25 protein-coding genes and 3 other annotated features are annotated in these 24,073 nt (G+C 49.3%); of the genes, 7 read left to right on the forward strand and 18 right to left on the reverse strand.

All coding sequences use genetic code 11. The features are described 5' to 3' along the window. Nucleotides 1-108: 108 nt before the first annotated feature. The gene (cspD, locus tag K6T23_RS12505) at nucleotides 109-306 is read right to left on the reverse strand and encodes a cold-shock protein CspD (protein WP_056536105.1); all 198 of its coding nucleotides are present in this window, start codon (nucleotides 304-306) and stop codon (nucleotides 109-111) included. 239 nt (nucleotides 307-545) lie between these two features. Here cspD and K6T23_RS12510 point away from each other — a divergent pair, with 239 nt between their 5' ends. Continuing rightward, nucleotides 546-1,145, forward strand: coding sequence for a hypothetical protein (locus K6T23_RS12510; protein WP_238281229.1), 600 nt, complete (start codon nucleotides 546-548; stop codon nucleotides 1,143-1,145). Nucleotides 1,146-1,463: 318 nt separating this feature from the next. Here K6T23_RS12510 and K6T23_RS12515 read toward each other — a convergent pair whose 3' ends face one another. Continuing rightward, a complete protein-coding gene (locus K6T23_RS12515) occupies nucleotides 1,464-1,907 on the reverse strand; it encodes a hypothetical protein (RefSeq protein WP_056536099.1) in 444 nt (147 codons plus the stop codon). 175 nt (nucleotides 1,908-2,082) lie between these two features. Between K6T23_RS12515 and K6T23_RS12520 the strand changes: the two genes are divergently transcribed. Beyond that, nucleotides 2,083-2,340: an excalibur calcium-binding domain-containing protein gene (locus K6T23_RS12520; protein ID WP_079516208.1), complete on the forward strand. Its 258-nt coding sequence runs from the start codon at nucleotides 2,083-2,085 to the stop codon at nucleotides 2,338-2,340. 371 nt (nucleotides 2,341-2,711) lie between these two features. Here the strand turns inward: K6T23_RS12520 and K6T23_RS12525 are convergent, their stop codons facing one another. Beyond that, nucleotides 2,712-3,338 (reverse strand): NUDIX hydrolase, encoded by a 627-nt coding sequence (locus K6T23_RS12525; protein WP_238281231.1) that lies wholly within the window; start codon nucleotides 3,336-3,338, stop codon nucleotides 2,712-2,714. Between the two features lie 140 nt (nucleotides 3,339-3,478). Here K6T23_RS12525 and K6T23_RS12530 point away from each other — a divergent pair, with 140 nt between their 5' ends. Both K6T23_RS12530 and K6T23_RS12535 read left to right on the forward strand, forming a co-directional pair. Beyond that, nucleotides 3,479-4,093: a PH domain-containing protein gene (locus tag K6T23_RS12530; protein ID WP_079516210.1), complete on the forward strand. Its 615-nt coding sequence runs from the start codon at nucleotides 3,479-3,481 to the stop codon at nucleotides 4,091-4,093. A gap of 111 nt (nucleotides 4,094-4,204) precedes the next feature. After that, on the forward strand, nucleotides 4,205-5,269 hold the full coding sequence (locus tag K6T23_RS12535; protein WP_056536090.1) for a DUF3900 domain-containing protein: 1,065 nt from the start codon (nucleotides 4,205-4,207) through the stop codon (nucleotides 5,267-5,269). A gap of 125 nt (nucleotides 5,270-5,394) precedes the next feature. Here the strand turns inward: K6T23_RS12535 and K6T23_RS12540 are convergent, their stop codons facing one another. Further along, nucleotides 5,395-5,757: a VOC family protein gene (locus tag K6T23_RS12540; RefSeq protein ID WP_079516212.1), complete on the reverse strand. Its 363-nt coding sequence runs from the start codon at nucleotides 5,755-5,757 to the stop codon at nucleotides 5,395-5,397. Nucleotides 5,758-5,931: 174 nt separating this feature from the next. Between K6T23_RS12540 and K6T23_RS12545 the strand changes: the two genes are divergently transcribed. After that, a complete protein-coding gene (locus K6T23_RS12545) occupies nucleotides 5,932-6,735 on the forward strand; it encodes a GNAT family N-acetyltransferase (RefSeq protein WP_238281233.1) in 804 nt (267 codons plus the stop codon). Between the two features lie 39 nt (nucleotides 6,736-6,774). On the opposite strand, the gene K6T23_RS12550 is transcribed toward K6T23_RS12545, so the two are convergent. Together K6T23_RS12550 and metG are read right to left on the reverse strand one after the other, a co-directional pair. Continuing rightward, nucleotides 6,775-7,266 carry a metallophosphoesterase family protein gene (locus K6T23_RS12550; RefSeq protein ID WP_238281235.1) on the reverse strand — a complete coding sequence of 164 codons (492 nt, stop codon included), beginning with the start codon at nucleotides 7,264-7,266 and terminating at the stop codon, nucleotides 6,775-6,777. Beyond that, the gene (gene metG / locus K6T23_RS12555; RefSeq protein WP_238281237.1) at nucleotides 7,263-8,897 is read right to left on the reverse strand and encodes a methionine--tRNA ligase; all 1,635 of its coding nucleotides are present in this window, start codon (nucleotides 8,895-8,897) and stop codon (nucleotides 7,263-7,265) included. Before metG ends, K6T23_RS12550 begins: the two co-directional genes overlap by 4 nt. A 57-nt stretch (nucleotides 8,898-8,954) precedes the next feature. Continuing rightward, nucleotides 8,955-9,219, reverse strand: a binding site (T-box leader). Nucleotides 9,220-9,311: 92 nt separating this feature from the next. Between metG and K6T23_RS12560 the strand changes: the two genes are divergently transcribed. Continuing rightward, on the forward strand, nucleotides 9,312-9,911 hold the full coding sequence (locus tag K6T23_RS12560; RefSeq protein ID WP_238281239.1) for an SAM-dependent methyltransferase: 600 nt from the start codon (nucleotides 9,312-9,314) through the stop codon (nucleotides 9,909-9,911). Nucleotides 9,912-10,049: 138 nt separating this feature from the next. Here the strand turns inward: K6T23_RS12560 and trpA are convergent, their stop codons facing one another. The 12 genes from trpA to ku form a co-directional block, all read right to left on the reverse strand. After that, a complete protein-coding gene (gene trpA / locus K6T23_RS12565; RefSeq protein ID WP_238281241.1) occupies nucleotides 10,050-10,835 on the reverse strand; it encodes a tryptophan synthase subunit alpha in 786 nt (261 codons plus the stop codon). Beyond that, nucleotides 10,828-12,027, reverse strand: coding sequence for a tryptophan synthase subunit beta (gene trpB, locus K6T23_RS12570; protein WP_238281243.1), 1,200 nt, complete (start codon nucleotides 12,025-12,027; stop codon nucleotides 10,828-10,830). Before trpB ends, trpA begins: the two co-directional genes overlap by 8 nt. After that, nucleotides 12,024-12,644, reverse strand: a complete 621-nt coding sequence (locus K6T23_RS12575) for a phosphoribosylanthranilate isomerase (RefSeq protein WP_238281244.1) — start codon at nucleotides 12,642-12,644, stop codon at nucleotides 12,024-12,026. The genes trpB and K6T23_RS12575 overlap by 4 nt, the downstream gene beginning before the upstream one ends. Continuing rightward, nucleotides 12,641-13,420 carry an indole-3-glycerol phosphate synthase TrpC gene (gene trpC / locus K6T23_RS12580; RefSeq protein WP_056536065.1) on the reverse strand — a complete coding sequence of 260 codons (780 nt, stop codon included), beginning with the start codon at nucleotides 13,418-13,420 and terminating at the stop codon, nucleotides 12,641-12,643. The genes K6T23_RS12575 and trpC overlap by 4 nt, the downstream gene beginning before the upstream one ends. Beyond that, nucleotides 13,417-14,448 (reverse strand): anthranilate phosphoribosyltransferase, encoded by a 1,032-nt coding sequence (gene trpD, locus K6T23_RS12585; protein ID WP_238281246.1) that lies wholly within the window; start codon nucleotides 14,446-14,448, stop codon nucleotides 13,417-13,419. Before trpD ends, trpC begins: the two co-directional genes overlap by 4 nt. Continuing rightward, entirely contained in the window at nucleotides 14,420-15,031 is a 612-nt protein-coding gene (locus tag K6T23_RS12590; protein WP_238281248.1) for an anthranilate synthase component II, read from the reverse strand. Before K6T23_RS12590 ends, trpD begins: the two co-directional genes overlap by 29 nt. Continuing rightward, a complete protein-coding gene (gene trpE / locus K6T23_RS12595) occupies nucleotides 15,028-16,431 on the reverse strand; it encodes an anthranilate synthase component I (RefSeq protein WP_420493509.1) in 1,404 nt (467 codons plus the stop codon). The genes K6T23_RS12590 and trpE overlap by 4 nt, the downstream gene beginning before the upstream one ends. A gap of 12 nt (nucleotides 16,432-16,443) precedes the next feature. Beyond that, nucleotides 16,444-16,688 (reverse strand) — a binding site (T-box leader). A gap of 52 nt (nucleotides 16,689-16,740) precedes the next feature. Next, nucleotides 16,741-16,988, reverse strand: a binding site (T-box leader). A 78-nt stretch (nucleotides 16,989-17,066) separates the two neighbouring features. Continuing rightward, nucleotides 17,067-18,587 (reverse strand): FAD-dependent oxidoreductase, encoded by a 1,521-nt coding sequence (locus K6T23_RS12600; protein WP_238281250.1) that lies wholly within the window; start codon nucleotides 18,585-18,587, stop codon nucleotides 17,067-17,069. A gap of 39 nt (nucleotides 18,588-18,626) precedes the next feature. After that, nucleotides 18,627-20,066 (reverse strand): sodium/pantothenate symporter, encoded by a 1,440-nt coding sequence (gene panF, locus K6T23_RS12605; protein ID WP_056536058.1) that lies wholly within the window; start codon nucleotides 20,064-20,066, stop codon nucleotides 18,627-18,629. After that, on the reverse strand, nucleotides 20,059-20,331 hold the full coding sequence (locus tag K6T23_RS12610) for a YhdT family protein (RefSeq protein ID WP_238281252.1): 273 nt from the start codon (nucleotides 20,329-20,331) through the stop codon (nucleotides 20,059-20,061). Before K6T23_RS12610 ends, panF begins: the two co-directional genes overlap by 8 nt. A gap of 212 nt (nucleotides 20,332-20,543) precedes the next feature. After that, nucleotides 20,544-21,221 (reverse strand): phosphatase PAP2 family protein, encoded by a 678-nt coding sequence (locus tag K6T23_RS12615; RefSeq protein ID WP_238281254.1) that lies wholly within the window; start codon nucleotides 21,219-21,221, stop codon nucleotides 20,544-20,546. A 14-nt stretch (nucleotides 21,222-21,235) separates the two neighbouring features. Then, complete coding sequence (gene ku / locus K6T23_RS12620; RefSeq protein ID WP_238281256.1) at nucleotides 21,236-22,063, reverse strand: non-homologous end joining protein Ku; 828 nt, start codon at nucleotides 22,061-22,063, stop codon at nucleotides 21,236-21,238. A gap of 149 nt (nucleotides 22,064-22,212) precedes the next feature. Between ku and ligD the strand changes: the two genes are divergently transcribed. Next, nucleotides 22,213-24,039: a DNA ligase D gene (ligD, locus tag K6T23_RS12625; protein WP_238281258.1), complete on the forward strand. Its 1,827-nt coding sequence runs from the start codon at nucleotides 22,213-22,215 to the stop codon at nucleotides 24,037-24,039. Nucleotides 24,040-24,073: the final 34 nt, after the last annotated feature.

Below are 24,073 nucleotides of genomic sequence, written 5' to 3' on the forward strand. Positions count from 1 at the left end.
AATAATGTCGTACTTAATTATAACCCTTTTTCACATGATGTCCAACTCAAACTCTCCGCAAAAAAACAGGGAGCGTGAATACGCTCCCTGTCCGGAAATCGACAATGATTACTTTTGAACGTTGGCTGCTTGAGGTCCACGGGCCCCTTCAACGATTTCAAATGTCACGTCTTGTCCCTCTTCCAAAGACTTGTATCCATCGCCTTGAATCGCAGAGAAATGAACGAATACATCGTCCTGGCCTTCAACTTCGATGAACCCGAACCCTTTTTCGGCATTGAACCATTTTACTTTACCCTGTAGCATAAATCATAGACCTCCTCGTGCAGCATGCACATTGAAATGTTACTATTCCTGCTCTGATTAAGATTCAAGACGAAAGATTTTCTATCAAGATAATTAACCGAACAAAAATAACTACCTATACTATAGCAATTATTTTCAGAAAACTCAATATACTTTAATCATTTTCTTCATGCAGTTTACGGTGCATGATTTAAGGTTAGAAGAGTAGCATCATGTGAAAATGAAATGGAGGAAAATGAATGCTCATGCTTTGGATCCTTCTCATCCTTTATGCGATCTTCCTCGCTCCAGGGTCAGGAAGAGATGAAATCTTTTATGAACTGATTCGCGGTGATTTCGCCCATGTTGAACCTCTGGTGGTGACCATCTTCTCTTTCTTGGGGGTATTCCCCTTGCTCTTCGCCGCCATCCTCCTGCCGGATCGACGAAGTGGTTCCTGGCCATTCGTCCTTGTATCCATGGGAAGTGGAGCCTTCAGTCTCCTCCCGTATTTCCACTTAAGGGGACGATTCAAGGGCCTTGAGAAGATTGTCACTCCTGTCTGGCTCATGCGGGTAGCCTCCTCTAGATCATTCATCGGCATCATTGTGGCTTTGTTCGTTTTATCGCTATTACCTCTTACGGGAGGGATTTCGTTGAATGCCTACCGTGTTGCATTCATGCACTCTTCCCTGGTCAGCGTCATGACCGTCGACTTCTTGGTCCTCGTTCCCCTATCCTGGTATGCCATGAAAAGATTTCGCGGCATTGCTTCCCCGGTTTCGTTCATCCCGATCATCGGCCCGGCCTTCCTCTTATGGAAGCAGAGGGGAGAGAAGGATGATGAAGGGACGGAATGAAGGGGTTGGGACAAAACTAAAAAGGGATTATTTCACGACGAACAATATCAGTGTAGGTTCTTTATACCGCTCATGATTTCCGTGCAAGACTACGCTTTCCGCGGGTAGCCCGTGAGCCTCCTCGGCAAGCCTGCGGGTCTCACATCAGCCACTCTTCCCGCTGGAGTCTCCGTCTTGCACTCCAATCAACCGCTGGAAACAAGTACATATAAATGGTCAAAGAACAATTTAATAACCCGAATGAACTTGCCTGAAAGTAGGGAAATTCATTCGGGTTTTACTGTGGGTAAGACACTATTGTCCCAGCCCCTTTTTTAATCAATTGACTTTCACTTCATGTATCGTACGGTCGTCGATCCGTCCTTTTTCATTCACGATTTCGATCGTCACGGACTCCTTATCTTTATCCCGGATGTCTTTGATAATTTGCTTAAGAGTTTCTTTGTTCTTGAGCGGGACCGTCACTTCCTGGGTCACATCGCCCTCTTTTTTCTTCCTGCTCTTCAACTCTTTGTCTGTATAAACCAGGTCGGTTCCCAGAGCCTCTTTCAACGTGTTGCCTTCAAAGAAGAAACGCGTCTGGAAGGGTGTTCCCTGCTCAAGTTCCTTGTCTGTCACAATGGCCGTGAAGGTGAGTTCACCGGTTTCTTCATTCACTTGGACACTCCCTCCCTTGATCATCTCGGCTGCGTTACGATTGCAGCCGGCGATCAATAGCAAAAGCATCATTCCCACGGCCAATACAACTATTTTCTTTTTCACTGTCAGATCCCCCTCTAAAGTTGTGCCTTTTCATTTTACATGAATGTCGATTGGAATCCTACTTCTACGTCGGTATCACGTGCTTCAAGTCTACTTAAAAAAAGACAGCTTGGAAAGGAATTCCCTTTCTTTTGTCGAATATACTTTCTCATCCATATTGAAAGGAAGGATTTCAATGAAGAAAATTATTGGTTGTGTGCTCATTCTCTCTCTCGCGCTTGCTTCACTGGGGGTACCCACCACAGAGGCCGCCGCCAAAAAGTACAAAAATTGTACCGAATTGAACAAAGACTATAAAGGCGGTGTCGCCAAGGCAAAAGGTGTGAAGAATAAAGGCGGTAAGACAAAATACACCCCACATGTTTCAAAAGCACTCTATGAAGCCAACAAGAGTAAGGATCGTGACAAAGACCTCATCGCATGCGAAAGGTAATGAGCAGACCAAATAGGGACATCCGGCACTTCAGTGTGCGGATGTCCCTATTTTGTTCCATTCATCATATGAATTCCCCTGACTGAGTATAGAATGACAGATTCTATTAAACCACGTGTCTGTTGCAAAGCGCTTTTAAAATGAACAGCTTCTCCCTAGAACTCAACATTTTCCAGCTTTTCGCACGAATCATCACGATTGGTTCCCCCTCCTGCATTCGATATACTCTTCTATACCTTCTTTTCAGCCATGACAAACACGTCAAATTGTTCATTATTCACCCTTAATGTGCCAAAGCATGACAGATTCATGCAGGAAAAAGGGATCAAAGACAGAAAGAATGTCGGTACATAGGGGACCCTCCCGAAATGTTATTGGTTTTTCTTCAGCTCACTTAAAAAATGGTGAAGTATCCGTGCCGTCAATCCCCAGATGACTTTGTCTTCATGGTAATAAAAGACCTCCTGCATCTTTCTCGCCTGCCATTCATACTGTTTGCCGCCCGGAATGCGGTCATAGGGAAACGACTCTTCCGGATGCATCTTCACATCGATCGTATAAATATCAGGTTCATCATTCAACAGATCATCCAATGGCACCGTAAAGACCTCCCCCACCTCTGCCGGATTAGGTTGAAGCTCTCCCGGGGTGGTTTCGATCCGACCGACAAACGGATAGATCATCGTTCCAAAGGGTGTGATGATATAGTCAAGGGGATAGACATCCCTCACCTCGTCCACTGAGATCCCGAGTTCTTCAGAAGTCTCTCTGATGGCAGCTTCCTTTTCACCTTGATCGGATGGATCCACTTTCCCTCCAGGAAAACAGATTTCGCCCGGCTGTCGGCGCATGTCCTGCGAACGGACTTCAAACAGGATATGAGGCTTTCCATCGACCAGGATCAGTGGCAGCAAAATCCCGAAGGAAGCATAGGATCCCGCTCCAAGCAGCCTTGGTTTCCGGTGCCTGAATGTCTCAAGCCACTTTTGCTCATCCATGTACTCACTCCCTTTTTCTTACCATTATAAACCGTTCCGGCGATCCGTCACAACAATGATGCCCCACCAACTGCCAAAGCTCCAAGGAACTCCAATATGATATAATGAAAGAGTATATACAAGAAAGGAATTGATGCGATATGTTCGGTAAGATGGCTTCAGATGTACTGGGACTGAGCGATATTGGTTCGGTCATCCATCCACAGGATTATGATAAGGCGGATGCAGATGACTACATCATGCATGAAGACGGGGAGAAGATCTATTTCCTGATCAAATCGAAGTCCGACGAATATTGTTTCACCAATAAAGCCCTCATCCACCTTGACGGGACGAGCGCCACAAGCAAAAAGCGCATGTTGAAACGCTTTGATTATTATAAGCATACCATCAGCGGCGTCATGCTTGAAACGGCCGGTACAGTCGACTTGGATGTGGAGATCAAATTCAAGATCGGTTCAGAATCTTATTCCATCGATGTTCATAAAAAATTCCTCACTGAAGTGAAGGACCTTTATAAATCCCTCATCAAGATCGGTGAAATTGCCGCTGATAACAGCGTGTATTCAACTTACGCTTCAGAGAGCCTTTCTGTTGCATCCCATACCCTGGGGCAGGTAAAGGCAGACCACGCAGATGTGTCCGCTCAATTCAGGGAAATCAATGAATATGCTTTCGACTGGCTACTTGAAAAGAAAAAGACCTTCGTTCAGAAGGATTATGGAAGCGTCTTTGAAACGTTCATCCAAAATTGATATCCATCGACCCGGCCCCGGCCGGGTCTCCTTTTGTATGAGGAATCATTGACGGGAAGAGACGGATTTTCTTATACTGGATAAGCACTTAATGATGACAGGAGAGGACTTATGGACTTTACGATACAATATCTATCATTCTATCTGATTTCTGTCGATGGAAAGGGTGAAGAAGCAGACAAGCGCCAAAAACACTTCCAGACCCTTACGACTGCTACCTATGAAGAAAGCCCCCTTAAAACATTTTTAGACGGGGAACTCACAAAGATCACAAAACGGAAGGTGGACCGTCATGCAAAATCCGAAAATGCACCAACCAAAATCGGACGGTTCATCGTTGAACCCGGTCATGAGCTGACATCGAATCCCAACTACAACCTCTTTCATAAGACCCGGTTCGCAGAAGACAGCGACACCTTCCGCGAGGCAACGGATCAAATCGTGCAGATGTACCTCGAAACGAGCGCAATCCGTGGAGGGGCCGTGATCGTTGCCACTGCAAAGCTGACGAAATTCTTCGATGATCCTTTTGTCTTCATCATGAAATGTGATTTTGAACCGAAGGTCGCGACCATCACGGACGAAGCGACGCTCATCCACAATGTTGAAATGGCCATCACGACAAAGGGAATGAAGTCCGTGCAGTATCCGTATATGCCGGAAGACGGGATGATGGACCCGGCTGAACTGAAGATTCACCAGGCATCCCATGCCCACTACTTCGAAAACTTCCTCAAATGGGTAGAATTCGAGAAATCCATGCCTGAAATCGTAAAATCCCAGGTGTATGGCATGGTGAAGGAACATATCTCCGAAACCTATGCAGAATCAAGCGACGAGCGCGTGGAATTTGAAGAAGCAGTGGAGGAATGGGCCATCAGTCCGAAACGGGAGATGCAGGAGAGATTCACCCCGGAACAAGTCGTCGAAGCAGCAGCGCAGATTGTCGAGCAGTCACCTGAAGTGGAGCTGAAGATGCGCCTTGACCATATGGCTGTGAAGGCAATGCTGTCGGATTTCGGTGATCGTCTACATTTTGCAAAAGTGAATGACCGCTACGTCCTCATGATCGAGAGTGATACGGTGACGTTCGAACAGGGGTTTTCCCCGCTGGAGTTCCTGAAACCGGATGACCTTCATGAGGTGATCGAGCGTATACAGAATAAGCCACAGTAAAAAGCAGTAGGGTTCCACAGGAATAGGAATCCCTACTGCTATTCTTGATTCAATCCCCCTTCAGGGAGATCGTGACTGATTCCGAGCCGAGCAGGTCGAACACACCCTAGGTCTATGAACAACAGCTAAAGAGCCTGAATCATCTCCACACGATTGCCGAAGGGATCCCGACATTCAAAGCGGTCATAGCCCGGTATGGCAATCGACGGAATGATGTTGGTACCAAGCTTCTCCAAATGTTCCTTCCAATACCTCACATCGCTGACTTCATAGGCAATGTGGGCCTTTGTTTGGTATCGATCGACCCCTTCTTCCGTTCCGATATGAAGGTCTGCGTTACCTGTGCGCAGCCAGAAGCCGCCCCTCCCTTTCAAACTCTCCGGCTTATCCATTTCCTCCAGTCCAAGTACCCCACAGTAAAAGGCCCTCGCTTCTTCTTCCTTCCCTGAAGGAATCGTAATTTGTGCATGATGAATCCCTGCGATCATCGCCATCACTCTCCTTTACTCATTTTCATTATACTTGATAGGGTAGGTCAGAACCGATCAAATCCATGATGACTGCTCATAAGGATTTCTTATCAGATGGGTATTGCCGGACAGACGTCACTCTGCTAATCTAATACAATATAGACATATTACGGAAGAATGGAGATCCACTGCATGCTAACACATGATCAACTCGATGACATATTCACCCTTCAATCCCTTTGCGAAACGCATGATGGCATCACCATCAAATTGAATGGGGATATGCTCCGGAGAGAATTTTATAAGTCTTATGATCTCCTGAATTACGATAACGGACGCCTCACCGGCTTCCTTGGAGTCTACCCTTTTGGGAGCACCATTGAACTATGCGGTATGGTACATCCCGATTACAGGAGGAGGGGGATCTTCCAATCCCTCTTCGATCGGGCATTGAAAGAAATCAGTAAGAATCCGGTGGATAAGGTGCTTGCCAATTCACACGGACGCTCTTCTGCCGGGAAAGCGTTCATTGAAGCGAATGGCGGCCTTTTCGATAACACCGAATTTGAGATGGAGTGGGTCCCATGCGAGCTGCCCGAGCCGGACGCATCAATCGTTCTCCGCGGTGCAACCCAGGAGGATATACCGGAGATGAAACGTCTCGGGTTGGAATGTTTCGGCATTCAGGACGCATCATTCGATGAGGCTCATATCAACGATACCCTCATGATCCTGTTTGATGGAGAAGTCGCAGGGCAAATGAAGATATCCCGTGACGGGGGGCAGTGCTACATCTACTGGTTTTCAGTGTTTCCTGCGCTCCAGGGACGCGGAATCGGTCGACGTGCATTGAGCCGGGTGGTGAGGGAAGCTGACGGTAAATACTCCCTTATCGGTCTCGATGTGGCGGCAAAGAATGAACATGCACTAAAACTCTACACGTCCTTAGGTTTTGTTGTTCAGAGTCATCAGGACTATTATTCTCTTTCCCTTTAATCAAATAGCCGGGACCTTTAAGAGGCCCCGGCTACTTCTTTATTTATAGAAGAAATGCTTTATACTCCACACGTCATCAATCTCAAGCACCCCGTGAGAATGATACGAAAGCTTGCGTTTATCGGTGGGCGATCCCGGATTGAACAGAAGCACCCCCGCATCCACCCTCACGTAAGGAATATGGGAATGACCAAAGATGATGAGGTCGACTTCTTCCTGTTCAAAGGCAAGGCGAGCTCGTTTTTCCGTCGTCTTTCCGGTGCCGTCTCCATGAACCACACCAATGCGGAGGTCCTTCAATGTAATGATCGTCTTCTCAGGAAGGATTTCCTTGAGGCCCTCATCATCGACATTCCCCGCCACAGCGGTTACCTGTCCGTATTCTTTGAACGCCTCATAGTGCTCGATTGTCTGAAAATCGCCTGCGTGGATGATATGATCGGCCGTTTTGAGATCATCCAACAAAGGGGAGGGCAGATCCCTCCCTTTTTTCGGAAAGTGGGTATCGGCCACGATCACCACCTTCATCATGGGTTGCTGCTCTCCGTGATCAGTTTCTCCACTTCTTCTTCGATGACAGATGGATCGATTCTTTCAAACAGGGGTCCACCTTCTTGAAGGTGAAGGACCTCAGATCCTACAGGACCCCAGATGGCGCTGCCCGACCCGAGCTGCCAGCCTAGCTCCTCCCCTGTCTTTGGAAGAAAGGGCGTCAGGAGGGCACGTAGGTTGGTGATGATATAAATGAATTCCGTGAGAAGTTCTTTCCCGCGATCCTCGTCTTCTTTGACGACCACCCAGGGTTTCGATTCATCGAAGCGTTTGTTGATCCCCCTGATGTATGCGAAGATGCCATCAAGCGCTTCCCTGGTCGTACCCTCTTCGATGCGCCCTCCGGCCAAATCGAATTGATTTTGTGCTTCTTCACGCAACCCTTTTCCGACAGTAATAAAGTCCACCTTTTCTCCGTACGCTTTACGATAAAACTTCAGCGTTCGCTGCACCAGGTTACCGAATGCTCCGAGAAGCTCTCCGTTGTGGCTATGGATGAACTCCCGCCAGGAGAAATCCGCATCCCTCTTTTCCGGGGCATTGATCGTGAGGAAATATCGCAAGGAATCGGGTTCATATCGATCCAACAGATCGCGTGCCCACACGGCCCAATTGCCGCTGGTGGAGAACTTCTTTTTTTCGAGGGTCAGATACTCATTGGACACCACGTGATGAGGAAGCGCTTCTACACCGATCCCTTTCATGACAGCCGGCCAGATGATCGTGTGGAATGGAATATTGTCCTTTCCATGGACGTAATATGTACGGGTGTCCTCTTCCCAGAAACGTTTCCAGTCCTTCCCCGTTCCAACTCCCCATTCCTTGGAGGCACTGTAGTATCCGCTCACCGCCTCGATCCACACGTACACCTTCTTATCTTCAAATCCCTGAATCGGAACTGCCACCCCATTTTCAAGGTCCCGTGTCACGGCCCGGTCATGAAGACCTTCAATCAAATATCTCTGCGTCAGATTCAGGGCATTTTCACGCCAGTCCTTCCCGTGGTCCTTTACCCATTCCTCAAGTGCATCCTGAAATTCCGAGAGGGCAAAATAGAGATGGGTGGTCGATTTAATCACCGGTTCGGTCTGACATAGTTTGCATGTTCGATCCTTGAGATCCAAGGGATCCAGGACCGTGGAACAATGATCACACTGATCTCCCCTTGCCTTTGCCCCGCATACCGGACAGATTCCCTCTACGAATCTGTCTGGCAGGAAACGTTGATCCACTTCGCAATAGGCCTGTTCGACTTCTTTTTCATACAGCCAGCCATTTCGGTGGAGCGTCCGAAAGATTTCCTGTACCGCTTCATGATGGGCCTGCTTGTCTGTTCGCGTATAAAGATCATAGCTGAATCCGAGGGAATCGAACGTTTCTTTGAATTCCCGGTGGAACCGATCGGCGATTTCCTCCACTGGGACACCTTCCTGGCTCGCCCTGATCCCGATCGGCGTTCCGTTACAATCACTCCCGGATACGTAAAGGACGTCTTCCCCCTTCATCCTATAGTAGCGTGCGAGGATATCTCCCGGCAGCAGGGCTGCAATATGACCCAGGTGCAGGGACCCATTCGCATACGGCCATGCTCCTCCGATGAATACTGTCATGCTGATCATCTCCTTTTGTTGTAAACAAAAAACCCCCGTCCTGACGCCATAAAGACGTCTAAGGACGAGGGGGATGCTCGTGGTACCACCTTAGTTCGCAGGATGCTCGCGCAAATCCTGCCTTCATGAGTACGAAGCCGATCTGGCCCTTATACTCCGGCGTGTGATAACGGGTGCCTGCCCCGTCCCACCCTACTCCAAAGGTTTCGAATGGAACGCTCCGAGACCATCTTCGGGACCAGTCTGTGCCTGCCCCTTTTCAGCTGCCGGGGCTCTCTTTTAAGACCGAATTGATCCGTACTCTTCTCATCGTCGCGATTAAGTATAGTATGCCACTTTTTTCAAAAAAGGCAAGAGGTTTATTTCTGCACCGTTGTGGAAAGAGAAAGGAAAACAGAGAAGGAGCGTTCTGCCTTGAGCGTATTACAGAAACAATTCAAAGAACCATCCGGACCGTTGGGTTGGTTGGCAGGAAAAATCATGGAGTTCGATAATCGCAGGATCCATCATTGGAGCTTGAAGCGGCTCGGCATTCAAAACAGGGACAGAGTGCTTGAAATCGGATACGGGACGGGTTCCTGCATCGAAAGGATCACTGCTTCATACCCACATGCGTTCGTCGACGGAATCGACATTTCAGAAACGATGGAGGAAACGGCAAAGAAGAAGAATGAGAAAGCGATCCACGAAGGCCGGGTACGCCTCTGGAATGGGGATATTGGCGATTTTTCCAGTGAGACTTCCTATGATAAAATCTTTGCCATCAACAACTATCCCCTTTGGAATGATCAAGAGAAATCCCTTACAAGGATCCACTCTCTATTGCATGAAGGTGGCACCCTCTTGATCACAGTTCAGCCGAGAGGCGATGAAGCGAGCGATGAACGAGCGAAAGAGTACGGTGAAGAAATTGCTGCTGCCGTCCATTCAACCGGTTTCAAAGATATTTCAGTCTCTTATAAAAAAGGATCCCCTGCCATGACTGTCTGTGTCACCTGCACAAAAACAGGGTGATCCATTTATCGATCGGAGTGTAATTTCCTCTCCTACTTATCACTCCACAAAAAAATCCAAGCAGCTCCATCGTTAGGGATAAGAAGGAGCTTGCTTGGATTTTCACATAACTGGGACTACCCTCAGGGTTACTTTTTCTTACGCACGTACTCCTTTGGATGCACCGATCAAGGACTTGATGGTTTCCTCATCACCTGTTTGAAGGAGATCGATGATCCTGCTTCCTACCACCACTCCGTCACAGCTCTGCGACATGGTTTTCACATGCTCAGGGCTCGAGATCCCGAAGCCTGCGAGGACCGGGACAGGGCTGTGTTCCTTCAGGAGATTGAGGTGTCTGCTGATGACGTCGTCAAATTCCTTCCGTGCCCCGGTGATTCCTTTGACCGTTACGGCATAAAGGAAGCCCTCCGATCTTCTTGCAAGCTCCTTGACGCGTTCTTCACTGCTTGTCAGGGTTGCGAGCTGGATGATGGCGATTCCATGCTCCACAGCATCCGCTTCTATCAGGTCAAGATGCTCGAGGGGCAGATCGGGTATGATGAGTCCGTCCACTCCCGCTTCCCGGCAATCACGGAAGAAGCGGGACACACCATAGCGAAAAATCGGATTGATATACGTCATGAATACCAATGGGATCGTGACTTCATGACGATTTCCCTTCAAGGCATCCAGTACACTGGCGAGTGTCGTCCCGTGCTTCAAGGCCCGCTTACCAGCTTCCTGGATCGTTGGTCCATCGGCAACGGGATCTGAAAACGGGATCCCAAGCTCAATGGCTGTCGCCCCATGCGCCTCCAACCGTCGTAGCGTGGGGATGAGTTCATCAAGCCCTCCATCACCGGCCATGATATAGGGGATGAACACCTTATTTCCAAGTTCGAGTTCGGTTTTCAATGCCTTTTCCAAAAACTCCTTACCCATGTTGACTACCTCCCAGCATGTCTTGTACTTGATTCACATCTTTATCTCCACGGCCCGATAGGCAGATGACGATGGATTCTTCCGGCTTCATCCCCTTCGCAAGCTCCACAGCATAAGCAACGGCATGGGAGCTTTCCAGTGCCGGGATGATTCCTTCGGTCTTGCACAGAAGCTGAAATGCATCCAGTGCCTCACCGTCGGTCACCGCCGCATAGGTAACGCGTCCTTGATCTTTCAAAAAGCTATGTTCTGGACCGACCCCCGGGTAATCAAGTCCCGCTGAAACCGAATGGGCTTCTTGGATCTGGCCGCTATCATCCTGTAGCAGATACATCATGCTTCCGTGCAGGATCCCCACAGATCCCTTCGTCAGAGTGGCTGCATGCTTATCCGTTTCAACACCTGCCCCTGCAGCTTCCACCCCGTATAATGCAACATCGTCTCCGACAAACGGGTGGAACATGCCCATGGCATTGCTACCGCCGCCCACGCAGGCGACGATCGCATCGGGCAGCCTGTTTTCCTTTAAGAAAAACTGTTTCTTCGTTTCATTTCCGATGACGCTCTGGAAGTCCCTGACCATTTTTGGAAACGGGTGCGGGCCGAGGACAGACCCCATGATGTAATGGGTGTCATCTACATGGGAGACCCAGTAGCGAAGGGCTTCATTCACGGCATCCTTAAGGGTCGCGCTCCCCTGTTTGACCCCTACCACTTCTGCTCCGAGTAGTTCCATCCGGAATACATTGAGCTTCTGCCTTCTGATATCCTCTTCCCCCATGAAGATGACGCAATCCAGGTTCAGTAGGGCACATACGGTTGCCGTAGCCACACCATGCTGGCCCGCACCTGTTTCTGCGACGACTTTCTTCTTACCCATCCTGACAGCAAGGAGGGCCTGACCGATCGTATTATTAATTTTGTGGGCACCTGTATGATTCAGATCTTCTCGTTTCAGATAGATTTTCGCCCCACCGACTTTGTCTGATAGATTCCTGGCATGATAGAGGGGATTTTCCCGTCCCACATAGTCTTTCAGGTAGAGCTGAAGTTCTTCTTGGAAGGATGGATCCACCATCGCTTCTTCGTAGGCGGATTCGAGTTCATTCACCGCCTTCATGAGCGTTTCAGGAACGAATTTCCCTCCATATGGTCCAAATAGTCCTCGTTGATCCGGCTGTGCATACATCATTGTATTCCCTCCAATTGTTTGACTGTTTTCATGAGATCGAAGATTTTTTCCCGGTCTTTTCTTCCGTCCGTTTCTACCCCGCTCGATAAATCTACCATTTCCGGACGGACTTCCTGGATGGCTTCTCCTATATTGGATACATTCAATCCCCCAGCAAGGATGATCCGATGCCCGGACCTCTCGATCCCCTTCAGGTAATCCCACTGGAATGTGGTCCCGTTACCACCGCGATGAGGTCCCTTTCCACTGTCTACAAGAATCGGCCCTACAGGATAAAGCCCTACCCGTTTCACATCTGATTCAACTTTGATCGAGACAGCTTTGATATACGGTATGGAAAGTGAGAGGCAAAATTCAGGTGTTTCATCTCCATGGAGCTGAACATAGTCAAGCCCCGCTTCTACAAAGATGGATTCAAGGGTTTGCTTTGATTCATTGACGAAAACTCCGATTTTCATCACGTGGTCCGGCAGTTCAGAGCTGATGACCGCCGCTTCCCGTACCGAAATCTTCCTTTTGCTTTTTGCAAACACGAATCCGACCGCATCTGCTCCGGCTTCCACCGCCCATTGTGCTTCCTCAAGTGTTCTCACTCCACATATCTTGACCTTTGTCATTCCGTCACCTTCTTTACCTGAAAGGAAGCAACAAGTCCGGCAGGGTCCTGGCTGCGCATGAGGGTCTCTCCGATGAGAATGGCATCGGCTCCGTCTTCTGCCACCGTCTTGCAATCTTGAATCGTCTTGATCCCACTCTCGCTGATCAGCTTCACGTCCTTGCCTTTTACAAGAGAACTCAGCGTTGCCGTCTTATGGATGTCCACTTCGAATGTCTTAAGGTTTCGGTTGTTGATACCGATCACGCTTGCCCCGAGAGCCAGTGCCCTCCGCATTTCGCCTTCATCATGTACTTCCACCAGTACTTCAAGACCCTTTCCCCTTGCATAATCATATAGATCTTTCATCCGTTGATCATCCAGGGCGGCAGCAATCAGAAGAATGATGGATGCGCCTGCATCTTCCGCTTGATCGATCTGAAGCTCATCGATCATGAAATCCTTGCACAGCACGGGAACCGACACCTTCACGCTCACCTCGGCAAGATCATCATAGCTCCCTTTGAAGAATGATGCGTCGGTCAAGACCGATATGGCCGCAGCTCCTGCCTGTTCATAGCTCTTCGCCTGCTCCACGGGGTCGACATCCATTCTGATATCCCCCTTTGACGGGGACGCCCGTTTGATCTCGGCTATGATATGGAGATGCTCCTCCTGCAGGGAAGAACGGAATGGTTTCTTTTGGGAACCGAGATGGTGTCTCTTGAATCCTTCCGTCTTCAGCTTTGCGACTTCTTCCTTCTTTTTCTTGATGATCGTTTCCAATATGGTTGTCATGATGGGATGACCTTCTTTCTGCGATTTGCGCTATAGTGGATCATGGATTCGAGAGCATTCAAGGCGTTTCCGCTCCGGATGCTTTCCCTGGCAAGATGTACTCCCTCAGAGATGGTCCCCGCCTTGCCGCTTGCATAAAGCCCTATGCCTGAATTGAGGAGCACGGTGTCAAGATGTGCCCCTTCCCGCCCTTCCAGTACATTCATGAGAATGGCGGCATTTTCACTCGCACTTCCTCCGGTGATTTCCTCATTTCCATATGAGTTCAAACCCACATCCTCTGCTTTCAGGATCACGGATGAAATGCGATCATCTTCAAGTATGGTCAAATGATTCTCTCCTGCGAGTGATGCTTCATCCATTTGACCTGCGCCGTTCAGGACAACGGCTCTTTTGCGACCGAGCTCCCTCAGTACTTCTGCCATCGTCTCAAGCTTATCTCTCCGGAAGACCCCGACCAGCTGCGTATCCAGTTGAACGGGATTGGTCAGGGGACCGATGAGGTTGAAGATGGTGGGAATCTTCATCTCCCGCCTGACCTTCATGACTTTCTTCAGGCTTTTATGAACAAACGGTGCATATAAAAATGCGATATTGTTACGGTTCAGTAGCTCTTCAATCTCTTCTCCGTCGAAATCAAGGGCCACACCCAGTCCCTCCAGTACATCTGCACTTCCCGTCCGGCTTGTGATGCTCCGATTACCGTGCTTTGCGACCTTCACACCAGCTCCTGCCAATACGAATGCGCTGGTGGTACTGATGTTGAAACTTTGTGACTGATCGCCACCCGTCCCGCAGTTATCCATGACTCCCTGCTGTAGTTTTCGGACGGGCATTGCCTGTTCCCTCAGTACTTCAACAAGGGCCGTGATTTCATCCACGGTTTCTCCTTTGATTCTCAACAGGGTCAAAAAGCAGGCAATCTCGCTTTCCGTTGTTCCTTCTTGAAGCATTCCCCTTACTGCTTCCCTCATCTCTTCTCTTCCTAGTGAATGACCGTCAGATAATTTGTTCAGTACGTGTTTCACGGTGATTCCCCTTTCTCATCTCGTCTATGAAGTGCTTCAATATGTCTTTTCCTGAAAGCGTCCCGATCGATTCGGGATGGAATTGCAGACCGTAAAGCGGATAACCGCTATGCTTGATTGCCATGATTTCCTCATCATCCATGGCGACGGCCAGCGTTTCAAACTGAGGGGGAAGGGTTTCCCTTTTCACCACAAGGGAGTGGTACCTCATCACCTCCAGGGGCTGAGGTAGATAATGGAACAGGCCTCCCCCCGTATGGCGGATCATCGACGTCTTTCCGTGCTTGATGATCCTGGCCCTTTCGATTTCTGCACCAAAGGCAGCTGCGATGGCCTGATGACCGAGGCAGACACCCAGTATCGGCAGACTAGCGTGAAGATTCTGGATAATACTGATGCACAGACCCGCATCTTCCGGCCTTCCGGGTCCAGGGGAGAGAATGATGGCATCCGGCTCAAGCTCCCGGATCTCGTCGAGGCTAGTGCGGTCATTCCGTTTCACCATGACCTCCTCCCCAAGCTCAGTCAAGTATTGATACAGATTATAGGTAAATGAATCGTAGTTATCGATCAACAGGATCATTCCGATACCTCCAACAGGGATTTGGCTTTATTCATCGTTTCCTCGAATTCACTGGCGGGATCTGAATCGAATACAATCCCCGCCCCTGCCTGAACAAAAGCCATCTGATCCTTGACGACCATCGTCCTGATCGCCAGGGCAAAGTCAAGATCGCCTGTGAAACTCATGTACCCGACCGCTCCGGAATAGACGCCCCTTTTGACCGGTTCCAAATCGTTGATGATCTGCATGGCCCGGATTTTCGGTGCACCGCTCACCGTCCCCGCCGGCAAGCAGGCAGCCAGTGACTGAAGGGGGGAGATCCCTTCCTTCAACCTACCTTTCACTTCTGAAACGATATGCATCACATATTTGTATCGTTCGACCAGCATATATTTACTCAACCGGATTGTACCAGGGTCACAGATCCTCCCCAGGTCGTTCCGCCCAAGATCGACGAGCATGCGATGTTCTGCAATCTCTTTCTCATCGCCCAGGAGCTCGGTTTCGAGCCTGCGGTCTTCCTCCACCGTATTCCCACGCTTTCTCGTCCCCGCGATAGGATTGGTGGTCACCTCGGATCCCTTCACCCTGATCAGACTCTCTGGCGAAGCACCCAACACCACATATTCTTCGAAATCGATGAAAAACATATAGGGCGAAGGGTTGGATTTCCGGAGGCTCCTGTAAAAGGAAAATGCATCTCCGTTGAACTGCGCCTGGAGCCGCTGTGAAAGGACGACCTGGAAAACATCACCTTTCAAGATCGATTCTTTCGCCTTATCCACTTTCATCATGAATTCTTCTTTGCTTAGTTGCGCCTGAAAAGAAAGCTTCTCGATTCTTTCTTTGCGGGGATCAAGATGGATCATCCGCATCTCCGATTCCACAGCCATTATCCGGTGATCAAGGTCTTCAGTGCCCTCTGAGCTGACGACGATGAATACCTTCTGCTCGACATGATCGAATACGATGACCTTTTCATAAAACATCAGATGAATATCCGGCATGTGCAATTGATCATGGGGTGTGATGCCGATCTGCTCCATCTGTCTGATTACATCGTAACCAAGATAACCGATCCCACCCCCCATGAATGGGAAGCGGCTTTCTCCTGATTCGACCCGAGTAACAAGAGCGTCGATGATGGAAATCGGATCGCCGGTCAGATGCCTTTTGCCCTCACTATCTTCTACGGACACTTCTTGGCCATTCGCCGTGCATTCCATGAAAGGATCGCTTCCGACGAATGAATAGCGCCCTGTTTCTTCGTTTTTAAGTGAGCTTTCAAGCAGGAATTTCTTCTTCCCGCTGATCGTTTGGAATAAGGAGATCGGGGTGAACATATCCCCGTTCAGTTCCTTTACTTTCATGTTTCTCATTTTGCTTCCTCCATTCTTTTCCACAAAAAAATCCTCCATGAACAGTTGTTCATAGAGGACGATGCTGACCGCGTTGCCACCTCTGGTTGGGGACAAGTGTCCCCCTCTTATTCAGGTACAGGCTTGACCAGCCTATACCCTATCCCTGTAACGTGGGAAATCCGTATGATCCTACTGCACTGTTCAGATCATCTCTCATAAGTCCATTCCAGACAAGCTGACTTATCAGGGTCTCACCATCCCTTATTCTCTGTAAAGCCTCACTTGAATGTACTCCTCTTATTCAACGATGTAATGGTTATTAATTTTTTTGTACCAAAAAAGGGCATCTCGCATTCCTCTTCATTAGAAAAGGACGAGATACCCGTGGTGCCACCTTTGTTGACTGCAATTACAGCCCGCTTGACCGCATCGAAGCTCATGCTTGAATGCGTGTACCGGATAACGATCGGACATTCGCCAGAGCCTACCTCGGTCACCCGTTTCGGTCTGGGGGCTCGGAAGTCCATTCCCATCGTTCACCACGCTAGTTCACACCAACCACTAGCTCTCTTGAGTGGATCATCGAAGGTACTCCTCTTCGTCACAGCCATTCGCTCATTTGATTGATTATCATGTTATGCTCTTTGGTTTTAAAAGTCAACCATTTCTTTCGATTTTTTTATCAAAAACTTTCACGGAAGCTTCAGACCTGTAATGGAACGGCATACATGATACGCACTCACTGACACACCGATTGTACCCGCTCCCGGGAAAACCGAATCCCCACACACCCATAAGCCGTCTAGAGGGGTACGGTGGGAAATGCTATGGAAGAGGGCGTTTTCCGTCGTCTGCGGATATCCCCCGACCATGCCGTCGGGTCGACCCGTGAACCGTTCCCATGCACGCGGGGCGCCGGAATAATGATCCACGATGGATTCGCTGAAACCTGAAAACGTCCCTTCGATGACCGAAAGCATCTTTTCATTCAGCTCCTGCTTATACGCATCGTATTTTTCTTTCGTATCCCATCTAGACAGATCCGTGTGGGTCGAGACGGTCAAGGTTCTGAACCCGGATGGGGAGCGGAGCTGGTCTCCCCGTTTTGAAAGGGATAGGAAAAGATGCTCCCCTTCGCTCATACCATTTCCTGTACAAATTTGCTGGAACAGGGTCATGCCGTCAGGAATCTTCGCTTCATCCAGGACAAAGTAGACTGTCATCGTGCCCCATGAGGTCAAATTCCTTTTGGGGTTCAAGATTCGCTTAATCGTGTTCCCGCTTTCTTCATCCAGCAATGGCGGAAGCGCTTCGATTGGCGCTGCAAAGATGATGTGGCTACCTTCATATCGGTTTCCGCGCTGGTCTTCTACCTGCCAGCGATCTTTTTCTTTACTGATTTTCTCCACTTTTCTCCCGCGTTTCAGGAGAGCTCCCGACATTTCAGCTGATTTAGCCAGTTCTTCTGCCATCCGGTACAGGCCCCCATCGACGTAGAAAGCACCTTGATGATACATATCAAGGGCGAGGCATCCAAGAAGGAATGAGCATTCTTCAGAAGTTGTCTGCATACTATCGATCAGTTGACCATCAATGAATGTCTCAAAATCCCCATGCCGGTGCAGACCGAATGATGCCAGAACCCCACCCATTGTCCGATTGATGTAGGGAAGGAGAGCCAATGTACCGGGTTGAAGGCTCTTGACCAGGATTGCCCACTCCCCGGGAGTCTTTGGAGGAAGGGCCGGCAGGGGATCCATCAGTTGCCTGATCCGCGATGCGATTTTATACACAAGTGCATAAAAGCGTTCCAGATCAGAGGCACACCGGGGAAACTGGTTTTTGAGTTGGGCTACATGTTTATCCCTGTCACGATGGAAGACGAGTTTACGGCCATGCAGGTGCACATTCATCACCTCATCAAGAAGATGGGACTCAGGTGGATCAACCTGTAAATAGTTGAAGATCCTCTGATGAATCCCTTCCTCCTCTAAACCCATACCCAGGGTGGCACCGACCGGAAAAAGATGGTTGCCCCGCTGGAACTTCCCGGCGCACCCTCCCCATTCCCTTGAGCCTTCAAGCAGGGTGACGGCTTCACCTTTCTTGCTCAGGAGGGCAGCGGCCGTCAACCCACTGATCCCTCCCCCCACGATGATGATCTCCTTCAACGCTCCCACCTCTTCCTGCCTGATTGGATTCTTTATCTTCACTCTACCCCACTTTCCTGCACCTATACAAAGAAGGATGGGCTAAGCCCATCCTTCTTTGTATTGATCTTTCGTAACCAGGGAAACGATGATGTATACCACCAGCGAAATCAGGATCGGAAATACCACCGTATTTACATCCATGAAGTTCGGAATGAAATGATAAAAAAGGACGTACGAGACCAGTCCCGTAACCATGGATGCAAGGGCCCCTTTTCCGTTCCCCCTTCTCCAATAGAGTCCGAGCACGATCGGCCAGATGAAAACAGCCTCCAATCCACCAAAGGAAAACAGATTCAACCAGATAATCAGGTCAGGTGGGCTCAAGGAGAGGAAAAAGACGAGGACCCCCGTCAGGGCCGTCACCCATAAACTGACTCTTTTGATCTGCTTCTCTTGTGCATCCTTGTTGATGAAATTCATGTACACATCCTTCACGAGGGCAGACGAAACCATCAACAACAGGGCATCGACCGTGGACATGATGGCTGCCATCGGTGCCGCAAGGACAATGCCTGATACCCAAGGCGGCAGGACTTCAAGTGTCAGGGTCGGCATCACCTTATCAGCATCTTCAATTCCCGGCAGGACAGATCTCCCCAGGACTCCTGAAAGATGCATTCCGAGCATGACGATCCCGACAACGATCGTCCCGATGATGAGGGCACGATGCATGCTTCTCGAATCCTTGTATCCCATGGCCCTGACAGCGACTTGCGGCAGGCCTACGACTCCGACCCCCACTAGGATCCAGAAGGACGAAATGTATGCAGAACTGAACTGGCGATCGGGTCCGTTGGGCGTCACGAGGCCGGGATCGATGCGTTTCAAATCGTTCATGATCGCTTCCATGCCACCACCTGCATGAACGATGGCAATCAACAGGATCAAGGTGCCGGCCATCATGACGAGACCCTGAATCGCATCGGTCACGGCAACGGCCCTGAACCCTCCGACAATCACATACACCAGCACCGAAACGGCAAAGAAGACAAGTGCGGTACGGTAAGACAGTCCCGTCAGAGATTCAATCAGGCGCGCACCTCCAACCCATTGAGCAATCATCGCCGAAAACAGGAACACGATGATGCTGATGGAGGCAAAAATGGTGATCGCCTTACTTCCGTAGCGGCCCTGAAGATAATCGATAAGAGTGACGGCATTGTATTTCCTGGACATGATGGCGAATTTCTTCCCAAGCACCAAAAGGACAAAATACCCCGTCACGACCTGGCTCATGGCGAGCAGCACCCACGAGAGACCATATGTATAGGCAGCACCGGGTCCGCCGATGAATGTACTGGCACTCCCGTAAGTGGCCATCATCGACATGGCTAAAATGAAGCCTCCCATTTGGCGGCTTCCGAGAAAATATTCCTGAACAAAAGATTCGGCCTTGTTCACGCTTCTGGCCGTATACATCCCAACTGCAAAAATGATGATGAGGAATAGTATAAAGGGTATAAGAGCGATATTACTCACGATCTTCCTCCTCATCAAACGGTATATCCATCAGCAGATATTTCACCACGAAGGCCACAAGCACTACCATCAGGATAAAACCGCCGATACAGCTGTATACGAACCAGGCAGGCATCCCGAAGATCCACGTATAATCGGAGACGGGCTGACCGCCAAGTCCGTAAGCGAATCCGTACCACCACAGGAAATTGATCAAGACCAGTGCAACCCCGATGAGGGCTTCCTGATTGGCAATGCGGAATCGTTTATCATCATGATGCTTCATGATCAATCCTCCTTAAACAACATCCTTATACAATTTACGACAGCTAGTGGATAAATGCAATCACATTGCCTCATGCAGGATCACCCACGAAAAGAAGAACAGGCCTATGCGGGACCTGTTCTTCAGGGGGGTATTCTCGTTTATCAGAGGGGGAACTCTTTAAATGAGAATGATTTTCAATATCATCATTATATGTCACCTACGATAAGGTTTCAAGCTTTTTTTTCGTCTTTATTCCACCATTTGTAGCGCTTCGCCAAATAGCTGTAGGCCAGTATGCTCAGGATGAGCCATGCCCCTCCGGCCGAATATCCTCCGACGATATCGCTTGGATAGTGGACGCCAAGATAGACCCTGCTCGTCCCGATCACCAGGATGAGACCGATTGCGATAACAATGGAGATCCATTTATAGAGATGACGGTCGAATGCCCGGTAAAGCATGAATGCAATTGCTCCGTAAAAGATGAATGAGCCCATTGAATGGCCGCTCGGGAAACTGTACCCCCCCTGCTCAATCAACACGTGGAAATCGGGACGATCCCGCTTGAACAGGGATTTCAGGAGCGAGTTGAAGGCCCCTCCGATTCCCACCGTGATCGCCATGAAGGCAGCCAGCGGCACCTTCTTCAGGAAAAGAAGGATCACGATGCTTATGATGGTACCCATCGCAATCCCCATCACCCCACCCAAAAAGGTTATGGACGTCATGATGGTCGTCAACTTGGGTGAAATGAATCCTTGTACAAAATCGATCACTGCCTTATCAAATGATTCGACTTCATTTTCCCTCAATTCATCGACGATGGAGATGAATCCCCATGTGAATAAGACGAGGAAGGCGACCCCAAGGATCAAGGCAGCCCACGTCTTTTTATCTCTTCCTTCCATGTTTCTCCCTCACTTCATGCTTTCGCTTTCTTTTTTGTCGTCTTTTTCTTTGGTTGTGATGTTGGTTGAGGCTTTGACGTATCGATGGATGCCTGAAGGGCAGCCATGAGATCCGTTACATTGTCCCGAGGAGCTCTTTCAGCTGGAGTGACGACTTCCTCACCTGTCTGCTTGCCTTCGATCAATGCCATTAAACGCTCCCGGTATTCATCTTTATAGTTCTGCGGGTTGAATTCCGCCGTCAACTGATCGATGAGCAGTGTCGCCGTTTCCAATTCTTTTGACGTTATATCATCCTCAGCTGGTACATTCGGGACATCGGATGAAGCTCGGACCTCATCCGGATAATGAATCGTTTCCATGACAAGGGTCTTATCATACACCCTGATGACACAGAGATGTTCCTTGGACCGCATGATGAATTTGGCAATGCCCACCTTTCCTGACTCGGATAAGGCCTTTCGAAGGAGTGAATATGCTTTCTTCCCTCCGTCTTCCGGAGATACATAATACGTGCGGTCGTAAAAGATCGGATCGATCTCGTCCATCCGGATGAAATCCTGGATCGACACGGCACGCTCTTCGTTCCCTTCTTTCAGGCCTCCCAGCTCCTCCTCCTCAAGTACAACAAATTTGCCTTTAGTCAGCTCGTAGCCTTTGACAATATCCCCCTTCCCAACCGACTTGTCACACACCGGACACACCTTCTCATATTTGATCGGTGTATGGCACTCCCTATGAAGAGAGCGGAGCTTGATGTCACGGTCTTCCGTTGCAGAATGAAGCTTGATGGGGATGTTCACGAGGCCGAAGCTGATCGATCCCTTCCAGATTGTATGCATTTCAATACCCTCCTAAAGTCAAACTAATCCTATTTTCATTAGCTTTCTCCCCTTCCATTCGTTCATCCCCCTGAACTATTGGAAATGAGTAAACAGGGCATACTACCGGGGACGTTCTAAACAAGCCAATCAAGGAAGGATGATAGCTGATGAAGCCGATGCTGCCAACACTGACGACGGATCCACCCGAAGGCGATATATGGCTCTCCGAAGTGAAGTATGACGGGTTCAGGGGAATCCTCCAGATTGAAACACGAGAGAGGATGAAGCTCATAAGCCGGAATGGGACCAACCTGTTGCCACAATTCCCTGAAATCGAAAAGTACATCAATGAACTGATCGAGGAAGGTAAGCTCCCGGTTCCCCTCATGCTCGACGGGGAGATCGTCCTTCTCCGAACGTCCCTGTCGTCGGAATTCAAAGCCCTCCAGGTGCGGGGACGAATGAAGAATCAAAGGAACATACAGCGGGCACGTTCGATCAGACCTGCCGTTTTCCTGTGCTTCGACCTGCTTCGCTCCGGATCAAAAGAAACAAAGCATCTTCCCTACGAAAAGCGTAAGGAAATCCTTCTTGCGTTATTCTGTCGGGCAGGTCTTCCCACATCCCCTTCCCCCCACCATCGGGAACTCCTGCAAATGATTCCATGTACGCGCGATCACCACTTGCTTTTCAAAGAAGTGTACGATCAGGAGGGTGAGGGCCTTGTATTCAAAAAGAAGTACGGAACCTGGGAAGAAGGAGTCCGAAGCACCAATTGGCTCAAGGTGAAAAACTGGAAAACCTGTTCTTGCTTCATCACAGGTTGGGAATCCCGCAACGATTATTTTCATGTGGGCGTTTATAGAGGGGACGAAATCATCTCCCTTGGAGCCTTCCACTTCGGTTTGAGCCCTGGGGAAAAGAGGTCCCTCAAACAGATTATCCAGGAGAATCACACCGGTAAAGACGGCACATTCTTTTCCATCTCGCCTTCCATCACCGTAGAACTTCATTATCTTGAACGATACGATGATGGGCTACGCGAGCCGCATTTCAGTCGGTTCCTCTTTTCTGAAGCACCGGAAACCTGTTCCGAGGAGCGCTTCAGGGTCGATGAACTGAGTCTTCCAGGGAGCGTATCCGTCACCCACCCTGATAAACCGATTTTCGAAGGCATATCAAAGCTTGAATACCTGCATTATTTGCGAAAGGTATCAGGCGCCATCCTTCCATTTATACATGGACGAGCCCTCACCTGCATCCGTTATCCGCACGGCATCTTCGGGGAATCTTTTTACCAAAAGAACACGCCAGAACATGCCCCTGATTTTGTGGAAACGGTCAGGGAGGATTCCATTGATTATACTCTATGCCATACGATTGATACGTTGATGTGGCTTGGTAATCAACTGGCCCTCGAGCTCCACGTTCCCTTTCAGCTCCAGGGAAGGGAGGATGTGTTCGAAGTCGCCTTCGATCTTGACCCGCCTGATCGCTCGGCATTCCCCCTTGCCGTCAAGGCTGCCCTGATCTTGAAAGATATTCTTGATCGCCTCCACTTGCGGAGCTTCGTCAAAACTTCAGGGAATAAAGGGCTCCAGCTCCATATTCCCATCCCAAGGGGATATACATGGGATGATACCCGGCTCTTCACCGAATTCATAGCCCGCTACCTCGTTTCAACCCACCCTGAAGAGTTCACGGTGGAACGATTGAAAAAAGAACGAAAAGGACGACTTTATATCGACTATGTCCAACATGGACCAGGCAAGACACTTGTAGCCCCCTACTCGGTCAGGGGTAATAATGAAGGTCTCGTTTCAACCCCGCTCCTTTGGGAGGAAGTAGATCTTGACCTTGACCCTTCCCGTTTCACGATGGAAGCCGTCGTGAATCGCTTCAGGGAGATCGGCTGTCCGTTTTTCGACTACTACAAGGCAGGGGAACAACAACCTTTCAAAGAAGTGATGACTTTTTTACAATCAAATGGATGATCCAAAAAAACCGGCAGCCGCTCATGTTTCGAAC

The sequence above is a fragment of the Rossellomorea marisflavi genome, assembly GCF_022170785.1.
Lineage (GTDB): Bacteria > Bacillota > Bacilli > Bacillales > Bacillaceae_B > Rossellomorea > Rossellomorea marisflavi_B.